The organism is Pollutibacter soli, assembly GCA_029269725.1.
In the GTDB taxonomy this organism is placed as follows: Bacteria; Bacteroidota; Bacteroidia; order Chitinophagales; family Chitinophagaceae; genus Pollutibacter; species Pollutibacter soli.
Window position 1 is genome coordinate 13,223 of the sequence record JARJHS010000009.1, and the last position, 13,212, is coordinate 26,434.

Below are 13,212 nucleotides of genomic sequence, written 5' to 3' on the forward strand. Positions count from 1 at the left end.
GTCAAATTGCTCATATTTTTTTGTGTTTTGCTTCATTAGGTTAGGTCATGGAACCGCCCCACCGGGCGGTTTTCTTTTGCGTTTAACAACTGCCTGCATGCAAGGCAGGTTGAACGTTTTATGTTAAACGGAAAAGGTTTCTTGCCAGATCGGTTTTTATTTTTACCTTTGCACGCTCAAATCCGAAGGGTTTTTTGCTGAAATTTTAGCTGTTGAAAATCAATCATTTAGGATCGTTCTTTTTGATTGATGGCAGAAATATCAGTATTGGAAGTTCACAATACTTCTGCCGCTCGGACAGAGGTTCAAAAATTATAATTAAAACAGTCATGGCAGACTTATCATTTCAGAGAAATTTTGGTATTGCGGCGCATATTGATGCCGGTAAGACCACCTGTACTGAGCGTATATTATACTATACCGGGCAGTCACACAAAATCGGTGAGGTTCACGATGGTGCAGCTACAACCGACTGGATGGAGCAGGAAAAAGAAAGGGGCATCACTATTACTTCCGCAGCGGTAACCTGTTTCTGGAATTTTCCAACCACGCAGGGAAAGGCTTTACCAGATACTAAAAAATACAAGTTCAATATCATCGATACTCCGGGCCACGTGGATTTTACGGTGGAAGTGGAACGTTCTATGCGTGTGCTTGACGGTCTCGTTGCATTGTTCTCTGCAGTAGATGGAGTTGAGCCGCAGTCTGAGACAGTTTGGCGCCAGGCTAATCGTTACCGGGTACCGCGTCTTGGATTTGTAAACAAGATGGATCGTGCAGGTGCAGACTTCCTGAATGTAGTAAAGCAGGTTCGTGAGATGCTGGGTGCAAAATCAGTTCCACTGCAGTTACCTATTGGTGCAGAAGACAATTTCAAAGGAATTGTTGATCTGATCACCATGAAAGGTATTATCTGGGATGAAGCTGGTCTGGGTGCAACCTACCAGGAAGTTGGGATTCCTGAGGATATGAAGGAAGAAGCAGATTACTGGAGAGGTCAATTGATCGAAGCAGTAGCTGAGTATGATGATAAATTGATGGAGAAATTTTTTGACGATCCGAATACGATCACTGAAGGTGAAATTCATACTGCGATCCGTAAGGCAACAATTGATATGTCGATAGTGCCAATGCTTTGCGGTTCAGCTTTCAAGAATAAAGGTGTGCAGACTCTTCTTGATTGCGTAGTAAGGTACCTCCCTAGTCCAATGGACATCGGTGCGATAAAGGGGACAGATCCTGAAACTGGCGAAGAAATTTCCAGAAAGCCGGATGCAAAAGAACCATTTGCTGCACTGGCGTTCAAAATCATGACAGATCCATTCGTAGGTCGTCTGGCCTTCTTCCGTTGTTACAGCGGTAAGCTCGATGCAGGTTCCTATGTAAAGAATATGCGTAGTGGTAAAAATGAAAGGATCAGCCGTATCATGCAGATGCATGCGAATAAGCAGAATCCGATCGATTTTATCGAGGCTGGCGATATTGGAGCTGCAGTAGGTTTCAAAGAGATTAAAACCGGAGATACACTTTGTGATGAAAATCACCCGATCGTTCTTGAAAACATGTTCATCCCTGAACCGGTAATTGCAATTGCGGTTGAGCCGAAAGCTCAGGCTGATGTTGACAAGATGGGTCATGCTATCCAGAAGCTGATCGAGGAAGATCCTACGCTACGCGTAAAGACAGATGAAGAGACCGGCCAGATTGTATTGAGCGGTATGGGTGAACTTCATTTGGAGATCATTGTGGACAGGATGAAGCGTGAGTTTAAAGTTGAGGTTAACCAGGGTGCTCCCCAGGTTGCGTATAAGGAGGCTTTCCAGGCTACTATCGAACACAGGGAAGTACTCAAAAAGCAGACTGGTGGACGTGGTAAATTCGCAGATATTGTTTTTGAATTCGGTCCTGCTGAAGAAGAGTGGCTGAAAGAAAATCCGGGCAAACAGATGCAGTTCGTGAACGACATCTTCGGAGGTTCTATCCCACGTGAGTTTATTCCTGCAATTCAGAAAGGATTTGAGCAGTCAATGAACACAGGTGTGTTGGCGAGCTATCCTGTTGAGCACATGAGAGTGCGGATTTTTGACGGAAGCTTCCACCAGGTTGACTCTGACTCCATGTCCTTCGAGCTTTGTGCAAGGCAAGGTTTCCGTGAAGCAGCAAGAAAAGCTAAACCAGTATTGCTCGAGCCGATCATGAAGATTGAGGTTATCACTCCTGAGCAGTATATGGGTGATGTTACAGGTGACCTTAACCGTCGCCGTGGTATGCTGGAGGGTATGGACAGCCGTGCTGGTGCGCAGGTGATCAAGGCAAAAGTTCCGCTTAGCGAAATGTTTGGTTATGTGACCCAGCTCAGGTCATTGTCTTCAGGCCGTGCCACTTCTACCATGGAATTTTCACATTATTCTCCTGCACCAAACGGTATTGCAGAAGAGGTGATCGCCAGGGTAAAGGGCAAAGTGAACGCTTAATTTCAGCGAATCATATAAAAAGACCTCTCCGGGGAAATTCCCAGGGAGGTTTTTTATTGATTAAAATACCCTGGAACCAAGGCTGGGATTGAGTTAGACGTAAAGATAGCCTTCTGGAAAAAAGGCGGAAATAAATTGAAATTTCATTGCCGAATCTTTTGCTTGTATCACTAAACCTCTTACCTTTGCATCCCCGTTGAAAAGTGGGATATCAGTTATGTCTCAGCGAATAAGAATAAAATTACAGTCATACGACCACAACCTGGTCGATAAATCCGCAGAGAAAATCGTTAAAACCGTGCGCAGCACCGGAGCAGTGGTAACTGGTCCGATTCCTCTGCCTACACGTAAAAAGATTTTCACTGTACTGAAATCACCGCACGTGAACAAGAAGAGCCGTGAGCAGTTCCAGCTCGCAACGCACAAGCGTTTGCTGGATATCTACACTTCCTCTTCAAGGACAGTTGATGCGCTGAGCAAACTGGATCTGCCAAGCGGTGTGGATGTTGAAATCAAAGCCTGACAAATCAGGAAACAACGAAAGCGTTGTCTCCGGTCAGCAATAGTTCTTACAAATTCATCTCCCAATTTTCCGACAGTGTCGGATGAAGTAGGAGCGCTGAAAATTAAAAATGTTTTCCGGGTCAGATCCGGATCAAAATATGAACAAGCCCTTCGAGGTTTGTTTACCATCGGTACTTCTGTCTGCAGTTTGAGCGAAAGCGACTGGAGACTAAAAGAAAAGGTCGGTGGCAAACTGGGATTGAAGTATGGGTTATCCTTACCCTTACTGTCCTCATAACCGAGAGTGGTATAAAACACAAACAATGAAAGGTATTATCGGTAAGAAAATCGGGATGACCAGCATCTTCAGTCCTGATGGTAAGCAGACTTCCTGCACCATCATTGAGGCCGGACCGTGCACGGTTACACAGGTAAAGACCAAGGATACGGACGGCTATACTGCTCTCCAGCTTGCTTATGGTGACAAAAACGACAAGCATTCTTCAAAATCAGAAAAAGGTCACTTCGCTAAGTCTTCTTCCTCTCCCAAGCGCTTCGTTAAAGAATTCAGGGATTTTTCTCTCGAAAAAAATATAGGTGAATCAATTACTGTTGACATTTTCGCTGAAGGCGATAAAGTTGATGTAGTTGGTACTTCAAAAGGAAAAGGTTTCCAGGGTGTTGTTAAACGCCATGGTTTCAGTGGTGTGGGTCAGCAGTCTCACGGTCAGCATGATCGTCAGCGCGCCCCGGGTTCTATCGGTAACTCATCGGATGCATCGCGTGTATTCAAAGGTATGCGCATGGCTGGTCGTATGGGTGGAACAAGAGTGAAAGCAAGAAGCCTGAAAGTGGTAAAAATTTTCCCTGACAAAAATTTCATTCTGGTAAGCGGTTCGGTTCCGGGTCATAACGGATCGATTGTACTGATTCAGAAATAACCTTTTTAACAGCAGCAACATGCAAGTAGACGTATTAACAATACAAGGTGCAAAAGCAGGAAGGTCTGTGGAACTGCCTGACCGTATTTTCGGAGTGGATCCAAATAACCATGTTATTTATCTCGCAGTAAAACAATTTCTTGCTGCACAGCACCAGGGAACACATAAAGTGAAAACCCGCGCTGAAGTACATGGTGCAAGCCGTAAACTTCATCGTCAGAAAGGTACAGGTGGTGCTCGTAAGGGGAATATCCGTAACCCATTATATAAAGGTGGTGGTACTGTATTCGGACCCAAACCACATGGCTACGATATCAAACTGAACAGGAAAGTAAAAGATCTTGCAAAAGCAAGTGCTCTTAGTCATAAAGCAAAAGCTGATGCAATTGTTGTAGTAGAAGACCTGAAGTTTGAAGCACCCAAAACCAAAAACTTCGCGACAATTCTGAAAAGCCTTAACGTAGCTGGTAAAAAAGCGCTGGTAGTATTCTCAGATTTTGATGATAATGTTTTTGCAAGCGCAAGGAATATCACTTCTGTTATGCCGGTGATCCTGCATGACATCAATACTTACGATCTGATGAATGCAGACGTACTGGTATTTACTGAGTCTGCAGCTAAAATGCTGAACGAAACAGAAGAAGAGGTAGCAGCATAAGATAATAGATAATTAACCAGATTCAAATTGGTAATATGAAAGTTTCTGAAATACTGATCAAACCGATACTGACTGAGAAGGCGAACGCACTTCAGGAAAAACGTAACATCTACGCTTTCCGCGTTGCGAGAAAAGCCAACAAGCTGGAAATTAAAAAAGCTGTTGAGTCTTTTTATTCAGTAAGTGTGGCTGAAGTAAGAACTACAGTTGTTCCTTCAAAAGCAAAAGCACGCAGCACAAAAGCTGGTATCATCACTGGTCGCAAACCAGGTTACAAGAAAGCTTATGTTGTAGTGGCAGAAGGAGAAACAATTGACCTGTACGCAAATATCTGATTGGCCGATAATATAAACCGTTAAACGGAAAAAGATTCAAAAATGGCACTGAAAAAATACAAACCGATTACTGCTGGTACGCGCTGGAGAATCGGTAATGCATATGCAGAGATCACAACTGATACGCCTGAAAAATCACTGGTGAAAGGTGTGAAGAAGACCGGCGGCCGTAATGCCCAGGGTAGAAGAGCTATGCGTTATATCGGCGGTGGAAGCAAAAAGCTTTTCCGCGAGATCGACTTCAAAAGAAACAAGAAAGGAATAAGTGCGAAAGTGGTTTCTATTGAGTATGATCCAAACCGTACAGCTTTCATCGCATTGCTGAGTTATGCCGATGGTGAGAAAAGATACATTCTTGCTCCCCAGGGTTTACAGGTAGGCATGACCGTAGTAAGCGGTGATGAAGTTGCGCCTGAAATAGGAAATGCGCTGTTGTTAAAAAATATGCCACTCGGTACAAATGTTCACAACATTGAACTACAGCCTGGTCAGGGTGGTAAGATTTCCAGAAGTGCAGGTGCCAGTGCACAGCTGACCAACAAGGAAGAGAAATATGCGGTGCTGAAAATGCCTTCTGGAGAGTTGAGGAAAGTGCTGATCAACTGTTATGCGACAGTGGGTGTTGTTTCCAACTCTGATCATAACCTGGAGAGCATGGGTAAAGCAGGCCGGAATCGTTGGAAAGGTATCCGTCCGCGTAACCGTGGCGTTGCGATGAACCCTGTTGATCACCCGATGGGTGGTGGTGAAGGTAAAGCTTCAGGTGGTCACCCAAGAAGCAGAACGGGTAAATACGCTAAAGGCGAAAAAACCAGGACAAAAGGGAAAGGCAGTGATAAACTTATTCTTCAGCGTAAGGATGGTAAGAAGCTGGCAAAATAATCAGAAATCTATTTCAATTTTTAGTACAAATATTTAAAGCAATATGGCTCGTTCAATAAAAAAAGGTCCCTACGTGCAGGCCAAACTGGAAGGCAAAGTGGAGTCAATGAATGAAGGCAAGGCAAAAAAAACGGTGATGAAAACATGGAGCCGCAGAAGCACCATTACTCCCGATTTTGTAGGGCACACGTTTGCTGTCCATAACGGAAACAAATTCATTCCGGTGTATGTAACTGAGTTCATGGTTGGTCACAAACTCGGAGAGTTTGCTCCGACCAGGAATTTCAAGGGGCATTCCAGCAAGAAGATAGCGTAAACGTATAGCCGAAAAGCTGAACAGATTAATAAAAGAATTCAGAAAAAGATATCAAATGGAAGCAGTAGCAAAACTGAGAAATTATCCCACCTCTCCGCGCAAGATGCGTTTACTCGCTGATATGGTTCGTGGCATCACGGTGGAAAAAGCAGTGGCTTTACTGGAACATCATCCGCAGCACAGTGCTACGCCTTTGCGTAAACTGGTTCTTTCTGCGGTGAGCAACTGGAAGCAGAAAAATGAAGATGGGGATGTGAGCGGCCTGGTAGTGAAAACCATTTTTGTTGACGGTGCAAGGAGTATCAAACGTATGTTGCCTGCTCCACAGGGTCGTGCTTACAGGATGCGTAAACGCAGTAATCACGTAACTGTAATCGTAGATGTTAAGCCAGTTGATGTTAAAAAATAAAAGATAACCATAACAAATCACAATACATGGGTCAGAAAACAAATCCGATAGGTAACAGGTTAGGCATCATCCGCGGATGGGAGAGTAACTGGTACGGAAATAAGAAGGATTATGCCGGAAAGCTGATCGAGGATAACAAGATCCGTACTTACCTGAATGCACGTATCAACAAGGGCGGCATTTCAAAGATCGTGATCGAGCGTACACTCAATAAGCTGATTGTTACTATCCATACTTCCAAACCCGGTATCATTATCGGTAAAGGTGGTAATGAAGTTGACCGTATAAAAGAAGAGCTGAAAAAGCTGACCGGTAAAGAAGATGTTCAGATAAACATCCTCGAGATCCGCCGCCCTGAGCTCGATGCGAATATCGTTGGTGATACCATCGCTAAACAGATCGAGAACAGGATTAACTATAAAAGAGCGATCAAGATGGCGATTGCTTCTACGCTCCGCATGGGTGCTGAAGGTATCAAAGTAAAGATCAGTGGTCGTTTGGGTGGTGCTGAAATTGCCCGTACCGAAGAAATCAAACAGGGTCGTGTACCTCTGCATACTTACAGAATGGATATCGACTACGCTTCTGTATTCGCGCTGACTGTGTATGGTAAGATCGGAATCAAGGTATGGATCTGTAAAGGTGAGGTTCTGGCTAAACGTGATCTGAATCCAAACTTCGTTGGTGGTAAGAGTGAAGTGAGCGACAGAAGAGATCGCAGGGATGGCGCACCTGGTGGTGACAGACCTGACCGCAGAGATGGTGGCGACAGAAGAAGAGGTGGTGGAGATCATCGCGATAGAGATCACCGTGGTGGTGGCGATCGCAGAGAAAGGAGAAATTAATCTTTTTAAAAATTTTGCCTTTTACGTTTCGGCAGCGAAGGCATTCAGAAACATAACAAGATGTTACAACCGAAGAGATCAAAACACAGGAAGGCACAGAAAGGCCGGATCCGCGAAGTAGCAAAACGTGGCACCACTTTATCTTTTGGTTCATTTGGACTGAAAGCCATGGAGCCCATCTGGTTAACGAACAGGCAGATTGAAGCTGCACGTCAGGCAATGACCCGTGCCATGAAACGTGAGGGTAATGTATGGATCAGGATTTTCCCTGACAAACCAATTACCCGTAAGCCACAAGAGGTGAGGATGGGTAAAGGTAAAGGAAACCCTGAGTTCTGGGCAGCTGTGGTTGAACCAGGAAGGATCCTGTTCGAAGCAGAAGGAGTAACCGCAGCAGTAGCAAAAGAAGCTATGGAACTGGCGGCTGCAAAACTGCCGATCAAAACCAAGTTCGTTACACGCAGGGATTATTCTGCAGCTTAATCAAATTAAGAGCTAAGTAAAATCAAGATATCATGTCAAAGAAGATCGATTTCCTGAAGAGTCTGAGTGGAATGAATGTGAATGACCTGACAGCCAGGATCAAGGAAGATGAATTGCGTATCAAGAAACTGAAATTTGCTCATGGCATTTCTCCATTGGAAAACCCGGCGAGCATCAGAATTCTGCGCAGAGAAATTGCAACGTTGAAAACTGAATTGCAGAAAAAGAAAGCGGAAGCATAAACAACTTGCCTGGTGATCAGGCATAATCATAACAGAAAAGCTGGTTCAAAACAGCTGATCAGAAAAAGCTAAAAAATGGCTGTAGAAAGAAAAATCAGGAAAACAAAAACGGGTGTTGTCAGCAGCGACAAAATGACTAAAACCATTACAGTTGCTGTAGAACGTAAAGTAAAACATCCGATCTACGGTAAGTTCGTAAAAAAGACTACCAAGTTCCATGCGCATGATGAGAAGAGTGAGGCGAAAGCTGGTGATGTAGTAAAGATCATGGAAACAAGACCCCTCAGCAAAACAAAACGCTGGTTGCTGGTTGAGGTGATCGAGAAAGCAAAATAGTTTTTTTCCTGCAGCCCGGTTATGCCTGGCTGTTACCAAGATATAGTATTCACTGCCTGGCGCCACGGCGCCGGCTCAAATGAAATAAGATGATTCAACAGGAATCCAGGTTAAATGTAGCGGATAACAGCGGTGCTAAAGAAGTGCTTTGCATCCGTGTACTGGGAAACAGTGGTCAGGACTATGCTAAAATCGGCGACAAGATTGTAGTTACTGTAAAGGATGCAATCCCGGCCGGTGGTATAAAAAAAGGAACAGTTACCAAAGCGGTTATCGTTCGTACCAAAAACAAATTACGTCGTAAGGACGGATCCTATATCCGCTTCGATGACAATGCAGTTGTGTTACTCAACCAGGCTGATGAGCCCAGAGGCACACGCATCTTTGGCCCTGTAGCCCGCGAGTTGAGGGATAAAGGGTACATGAAGATCATATCTCTTGCGCCTGAAGTTCTGTAAGGCGGGAGTGTAATCCAAATGACAATATTCTCTAACAGGAGATAAAGTATAAAAAATGAGCAACAGATTTAAACCGAAGTTTAATATTAAAAAAGGCGACCTGGTGATTGTGATTTCAGGCGAATCCAGGCCTAAAAAAGACGATAACGGAAAGATCGTCTATAAGCCGAGGAAAGTACTGGAAGTGTTACCTGAAAAGGAACGCGTACTGGTTGAAGGCGCCAATATTATTACACGCCATACAAAACCTTCTGCGCAGAACACCAAAGGTGGACTGGTGAAGAAAGAAGCGCCTATCCATATCAGTAATGTTATGCTGTGGGACGCTAAGAAAGGTGAACCTACCAAAGTTAAACGCAGCAGGGAAGGCGGTAAACTCGTAAGAATCTCTAAAAAATCAGGGGAGGTGATCAAATAATGGAAACGCTGAAATATACACCCAGACTGCAGTCAAAATATCAGAAGGATGTTGTGCCTGCATTGATGAAGAAATTCGAATACAAAACCGTAATGCAGGTTCCAAGGCTTGAGAAGATCAGCCTGAACCGTGGTGTAAATGGTGCCGTTGCTGATAAGAAACTGGTAGATGTTGCTCTTGATGAGCTGACAACGATCACTGGTCAGAAAGCAATCGCGACAATGTCGAAGAAAGACATTTCTAACTTCAAGTTGCGTAAAAACATGCCGATTGGTGCAAAGGTTACGCTTCGTGGTGAGAAGATGTATGAGTTCCTCGATCGTTTGATTTCATCTGCATTGCCAAGGGTTCGTGACTTCAAAGGTGTAAACGAAAAATCATTTGATGGTCGCGGTAACTATACATTAGGTATAACCGAACAGATTATTTTCCCTGAGATCGATATTGACAAAGTGAGCAAGATTACAGGAATGGATATCACTTTTGTAACTACGGCTAATACCAATGAGGAAGCATATGAATTGCTGAAAGAGTTGGGAATGCCTTTCAGAAACACCAAAAAGGACTAATATTCATAACATAACAGCGCACCGGTTGTGCTGTTTAGCTAGACAATCAAAATATGGCAAAAGAATCAGTAAAAGCCAGACAAAGAAAAAGGGAAAAATTGGTTGCCCGCTACGCTGACAAACGTGCTGCTTTAAAAGCAGCAGGTGATTGGAGCGCGCTGGATGAGCTTCCAAAGAATTCCTCAAAGGTTCGCCTGAAAAACAGGTGCCAGCTTACCGGACGTCCAAAAGGATACATGCGTTATTTCGGATTATCCAGGGTAACATTCCGTGATATGGCACTCGCAGGTAAGATACCAGGTGTGAAAAAAGCAAGCTGGTAAGTAATTACCGTTTGAAGTAAATAAGTATTAACAGCAAAAGAACCGAAATACGTTTCTACCTCTCCGCCGCGGCGGAGAAAGGAGAAAATAAGGAGGGTATAAAATATGACAACAGATCCTATAGCAGATTACCTGACAAGAATCCGTAATGCTCAGATGGCGGGTCACAGGATTGTAGAAATCCCGGCTTCCAATCTTAAAAAACGCATGACTGAAATTCTGTACAACCAGGGATATATCCTGAAATACAAGTTTGAGGACGACAGCAAACAGGGAGTTATCAAAATTGCATTGAAGTACGATCCTACGACTAAAGAACCCGCGATCAAAACGCTGGAGAGAATCAGTCGCCCGGGTCTGCGTCAATATGCAAAACCAGCTGAGTTTATTCGCGTGAAGAATGGATTGGGTGTTGCGATCATCTCTACTTCAAAAGGAGTGATGACGGATAAAGACGCTAAGCAGGCGAACGTTGGTGGTGAGGTTTTGTGTTACGTTTATTAAAAACATCGACCGGAGTTGAACATGCTCCGGTGGATAATGGCTGGAGGTTGCGCACTAAGTTTTTCATACGGAACTGAAACCACCACGGCCCCAATGTTCAATATTTATCAAATTCAAAACTTAACGTATGTCTCGTATAGGTAAGAAGCCGGTAGAAATTCCTAAAGGAGTTACAGTAACCCTGGGAAAAGACAATGTGATTTCAGTAAAAGGTCCTAAAGGTGAGTTGAAACAGGCAATCGATCGCGATATCACTATCGATGTGAAAGATAATGTTGTTTCACTTAACCGTCCTACTGATCAGATCCGTCATCGTGCATTGCACGGTTTGTATCGTGCATTGGTAAGCAATATGGTGAAAGGTGTTACTGATGGTTTCAAGAAAGAACTGGAACTGGTGGGTGTAGGTTACAAAGCTTCAAACCAGGGACAGTTACTTGATCTTTCTCTCGGATATTCGCATAACATCATTTTCGAAATCCCGAAAGAACTGAAAGTGGCTACGGCTACTGAGAAAGGGGATAACCCAAGAGTATTTCTTGAAGGATCTGATGTCCAGTTGCTCGGCCAGGTTGCAGCAAAAATCCGCAGCCTCCGCAAACCTGAACCATATAAAGGAAAAGGTGTCAAATACAAAGGTGAGTTTATCAGAAGAAAAGCTGGTAAAGCTGCTGGTAAGTAAAACGCCTGCCTGCCGGTAGGCGGGTTTTACGTTTAACGTTCAACGTTAGACCGTTAATTTGAACGCTGATTAATAATGTAAAAGGTCCTGGCAGAATCAGGGCATCAAATAAATGATATGGACACTAAAGCACTAAGAAGAAAAAAAATACAGTTGAGTGTTCGCAGGAAGATTTCCGGCGAGAAAGCAAAACCCAGGCTCAGTGTATTCAGAAGCAATACCGATATCTATGCTCAGCTGATCGATGACATAAGTGGTGTAACCATCGCTTCTGCATCCTCAAAAGAGAAAGATGTAGTTGCTCAGAAGGTAAATAAAACAGAAAAGAGCAAACTGGTAGGTCAGTCACTGGCACGTAAAGCTGTTGAGCTTGGTGTTACCAATTGTGTATTTGATCGTTCAGGTTACCTTTATCACGGTCGTGTGAAAGCAGTTGCAGAAGGTGCACGTGAAGGCGGTTTGCAGTTCTGATCTTATTTGAATAAACATTTTAATAATAGAAATAAATGTCAAAAGTTAATTTCAGCAAGGTAAAAGCAGGCGACCTTGAATTAAAAGAAAAAGTGGTGGCAATCAACCGTGTGGTGAAAACTACCAAAGGTGGTCGTGCATTCAGTTTTTCTGCGCTGGTGGTTGTTGGAAATGAGGCCGGTGTTGTAGGCCATGGTCTGGGCAAAGCAAAAGAAGTTCAGGAAGCTATTACCAAAGGAATTGAAGATGCAAAAAAGAACCTGATCAAGGTTCCGGTAATGAAGGGTACTATTCCTCATGACCAGTTTGCAAAGGAAGGTGCAGCAAAAGTGCTGATCAAACCAGCTGCTCATGGTACTGGTGTGATCGCGGGTGGAAGTATGCGTTCAGTACTGGAGAGCGCCGGTGTTACAGACGTACTCGCAAAATCACTGGGTTCTGCCAACCCTCACAACGTGGTAAAAGCAACTTTCAAAGCGCTTGCTTTGCTGAGAGAGCCTATCCATGTTTCAAAAACACGCAGCCTTTCCCTGAAGAAAGTGTTCAACGGCTAGTCTGTTGCTGAGCGTGTGGAATTAATTACTATTGATCATCTCTATTGAGACTTATAAGGATAGAATCATGAAAAAGATTAAAATCACCCAGGTAAAGAGCGTAATTGACAGACCTGAGCGCCAGAAAAAAACTATGGCTGCGTTGGGTTTGAAGAAAATGAATGCTTCTGTTGAGGTTGATGCTACTGCCCAGATTCTGGGAATGGTTAGAAAAGTAGAACACCTGGTAACAGTAACTGAACTGTAGTTCTTCTCCCTGTAAAGAATTACTTATTATTTAAAGATGCGAGCAGTTTTCGGGGAAACTGCGTTGAGTAAAACAAAGAACAATGAAACTCCATTCATTAAGGCCTGCAAAAGGCGCAACAAAAAAAGAGAAAAGGCTTGGTCGTGGTGAAGCTTCCGGTAAAGGTGGAACTTCAACAAAAGGTAACAAAGGTCAGCAGGCACGTACGGGCTATCAGCGTAAAATTGGTCACGAAGGTGGTCAGATGCCTATCCAGCGTCGTATCCCTAAACGCGGTTTCAAAAACAACGATCGTATTGAGTACAAGGTGTTTAACCTTGGTCAGATCGAGGCCCTGGCAGAAAAATATGGTATCAGCGAATTCTCTCCTGAGAACCTGTATATGAATAGCTTGATCAGCCGTACCGATAAAGTAAAAATCCTCGGTAATGGTGCAATCACAAATAAATTCGGGTTTAAAGTTCACGCGGTTAGCGGAAAAGCCAAAGAAGCTATCGAAGCAGCCGGTGGATCAGTTGAGATAGTGAAATAATTCCGATATTTGCCCGACGCATATACCAT

At 43.8% G+C, this 13,212-nt stretch carries 22 protein-coding genes; all 22 read left to right on the forward strand.

Translation table 11 applies throughout. From position 1 onward, the window contains the following. Nucleotides 1-329 precede the first annotated feature (329 nt). The 22 genes from fusA to rplO all read left to right on the forward strand — a co-directional run bounded on the left by fusA (nucleotide 330) and on the right by rplO (nucleotide 13,183). Nucleotides 330-2,474, forward strand: coding sequence for an elongation factor G (gene fusA, locus P2W82_RS19525; protein ID WP_336517615.1), 2,145 nt, complete (start codon nucleotides 330-332; stop codon nucleotides 2,472-2,474). 217 nt (nucleotides 2,475-2,691) lie between these two features. Next, nucleotides 2,692-2,997, forward strand: a complete 306-nt coding sequence (rpsJ, locus tag P2W82_RS19530) for a 30S ribosomal protein S10 (protein ID WP_336517616.1) — start codon at nucleotides 2,692-2,694, stop codon at nucleotides 2,995-2,997. Between the two features lie 304 nt (nucleotides 2,998-3,301). Beyond that, the gene (gene rplC, locus P2W82_RS19535; RefSeq protein ID WP_336517617.1) at nucleotides 3,302-3,919 is read left to right on the forward strand and encodes a 50S ribosomal protein L3; all 618 of its coding nucleotides are present in this window, start codon (nucleotides 3,302-3,304) and stop codon (nucleotides 3,917-3,919) included. A 19-nt stretch (nucleotides 3,920-3,938) separates the two neighbouring features. Continuing rightward, nucleotides 3,939-4,577: a 50S ribosomal protein L4 gene (gene rplD / locus P2W82_RS19540; RefSeq protein ID WP_336517618.1), complete on the forward strand. Its 639-nt coding sequence runs from the start codon at nucleotides 3,939-3,941 to the stop codon at nucleotides 4,575-4,577. Nucleotides 4,578-4,612: 35 nt separating this feature from the next. After that, nucleotides 4,613-4,912: a 50S ribosomal protein L23 gene (rplW, locus tag P2W82_RS19545; protein WP_336517619.1), complete on the forward strand. Its 300-nt coding sequence runs from the start codon at nucleotides 4,613-4,615 to the stop codon at nucleotides 4,910-4,912. A gap of 42 nt (nucleotides 4,913-4,954) precedes the next feature. Beyond that, nucleotides 4,955-5,794 carry a 50S ribosomal protein L2 gene (rplB, locus tag P2W82_RS19550; protein ID WP_336517620.1) on the forward strand — a complete coding sequence of 280 codons (840 nt, stop codon included), beginning with the start codon at nucleotides 4,955-4,957 and terminating at the stop codon, nucleotides 5,792-5,794. Nucleotides 5,795-5,837: 43 nt separating this feature from the next. Continuing rightward, nucleotides 5,838-6,110: a 30S ribosomal protein S19 gene (gene rpsS / locus P2W82_RS19555; RefSeq protein ID WP_336517621.1), complete on the forward strand. Its 273-nt coding sequence runs from the start codon at nucleotides 5,838-5,840 to the stop codon at nucleotides 6,108-6,110. A gap of 55 nt (nucleotides 6,111-6,165) precedes the next feature. After that, entirely contained in the window at nucleotides 6,166-6,519 is a 354-nt protein-coding gene (rplV, locus tag P2W82_RS19560; protein ID WP_336517622.1) for a 50S ribosomal protein L22, read from the forward strand. A 26-nt stretch (nucleotides 6,520-6,545) separates the two neighbouring features. Then, nucleotides 6,546-7,364, forward strand: a complete 819-nt coding sequence (rpsC, locus tag P2W82_RS19565) for a 30S ribosomal protein S3 (protein WP_336517623.1) — start codon at nucleotides 6,546-6,548, stop codon at nucleotides 7,362-7,364. Nucleotides 7,365-7,424: 60 nt separating this feature from the next. Beyond that, the gene (rplP, locus tag P2W82_RS19570) at nucleotides 7,425-7,847 is read left to right on the forward strand and encodes a 50S ribosomal protein L16 (RefSeq protein WP_336517624.1); all 423 of its coding nucleotides are present in this window, start codon (nucleotides 7,425-7,427) and stop codon (nucleotides 7,845-7,847) included. 32 nt (nucleotides 7,848-7,879) lie between these two features. Next, nucleotides 7,880-8,089: a 50S ribosomal protein L29 gene (gene rpmC, locus P2W82_RS19575; RefSeq protein WP_336517625.1), complete on the forward strand. Its 210-nt coding sequence runs from the start codon at nucleotides 7,880-7,882 to the stop codon at nucleotides 8,087-8,089. Nucleotides 8,090-8,164: 75 nt separating this feature from the next. Then, nucleotides 8,165-8,425 (forward strand): 30S ribosomal protein S17, encoded by a 261-nt coding sequence (gene rpsQ, locus P2W82_RS19580; RefSeq protein ID WP_336517626.1) that lies wholly within the window; start codon nucleotides 8,165-8,167, stop codon nucleotides 8,423-8,425. An 89-nt stretch (nucleotides 8,426-8,514) separates the two neighbouring features. Next, nucleotides 8,515-8,883, forward strand: coding sequence for a 50S ribosomal protein L14 (gene rplN, locus P2W82_RS19585; RefSeq protein WP_116873575.1), 369 nt, complete (start codon nucleotides 8,515-8,517; stop codon nucleotides 8,881-8,883). 55 nt (nucleotides 8,884-8,938) lie between these two features. Further along, the gene (gene rplX, locus P2W82_RS19590; RefSeq protein ID WP_336517627.1) at nucleotides 8,939-9,301 is read left to right on the forward strand and encodes a 50S ribosomal protein L24; all 363 of its coding nucleotides are present in this window, start codon (nucleotides 8,939-8,941) and stop codon (nucleotides 9,299-9,301) included. Beyond that, nucleotides 9,301-9,870: a 50S ribosomal protein L5 gene (rplE, locus tag P2W82_RS19595; RefSeq protein ID WP_336517628.1), complete on the forward strand. Its 570-nt coding sequence runs from the start codon at nucleotides 9,301-9,303 to the stop codon at nucleotides 9,868-9,870. The genes rplX and rplE overlap by 1 nt, the downstream gene beginning before the upstream one ends. A gap of 53 nt (nucleotides 9,871-9,923) precedes the next feature. Continuing rightward, nucleotides 9,924-10,193, forward strand: a complete 270-nt coding sequence (gene rpsN, locus P2W82_RS19600; RefSeq protein ID WP_336517629.1) for a 30S ribosomal protein S14 — start codon at nucleotides 9,924-9,926, stop codon at nucleotides 10,191-10,193. Between the two features lie 105 nt (nucleotides 10,194-10,298). After that, nucleotides 10,299-10,697 carry a 30S ribosomal protein S8 gene (rpsH, locus tag P2W82_RS19605; protein ID WP_336517630.1) on the forward strand — a complete coding sequence of 133 codons (399 nt, stop codon included), beginning with the start codon at nucleotides 10,299-10,301 and terminating at the stop codon, nucleotides 10,695-10,697. A gap of 127 nt (nucleotides 10,698-10,824) precedes the next feature. Continuing rightward, nucleotides 10,825-11,379, forward strand: a complete 555-nt coding sequence (gene rplF, locus P2W82_RS19610; protein ID WP_336517631.1) for a 50S ribosomal protein L6 — start codon at nucleotides 10,825-10,827, stop codon at nucleotides 11,377-11,379. Nucleotides 11,380-11,496: 117 nt separating this feature from the next. Continuing rightward, nucleotides 11,497-11,850 carry a 50S ribosomal protein L18 gene (gene rplR, locus P2W82_RS19615; RefSeq protein WP_336517632.1) on the forward strand — a complete coding sequence of 118 codons (354 nt, stop codon included), beginning with the start codon at nucleotides 11,497-11,499 and terminating at the stop codon, nucleotides 11,848-11,850. Nucleotides 11,851-11,885: 35 nt separating this feature from the next. Continuing rightward, nucleotides 11,886-12,404 (forward strand): 30S ribosomal protein S5, encoded by a 519-nt coding sequence (rpsE, locus tag P2W82_RS19620; RefSeq protein WP_336517633.1) that lies wholly within the window; start codon nucleotides 11,886-11,888, stop codon nucleotides 12,402-12,404. Between the two features lie 67 nt (nucleotides 12,405-12,471). Beyond that, nucleotides 12,472-12,651 (forward strand): 50S ribosomal protein L30, encoded by a 180-nt coding sequence (rpmD, locus tag P2W82_RS19625; RefSeq protein WP_336517634.1) that lies wholly within the window; start codon nucleotides 12,472-12,474, stop codon nucleotides 12,649-12,651. A gap of 82 nt (nucleotides 12,652-12,733) precedes the next feature. Then, on the forward strand, nucleotides 12,734-13,183 hold the full coding sequence (gene rplO, locus P2W82_RS19630) for a 50S ribosomal protein L15 (protein ID WP_336517635.1): 450 nt from the start codon (nucleotides 12,734-12,736) through the stop codon (nucleotides 13,181-13,183). Nucleotides 13,184-13,212 lie beyond the last annotated feature (29 nt).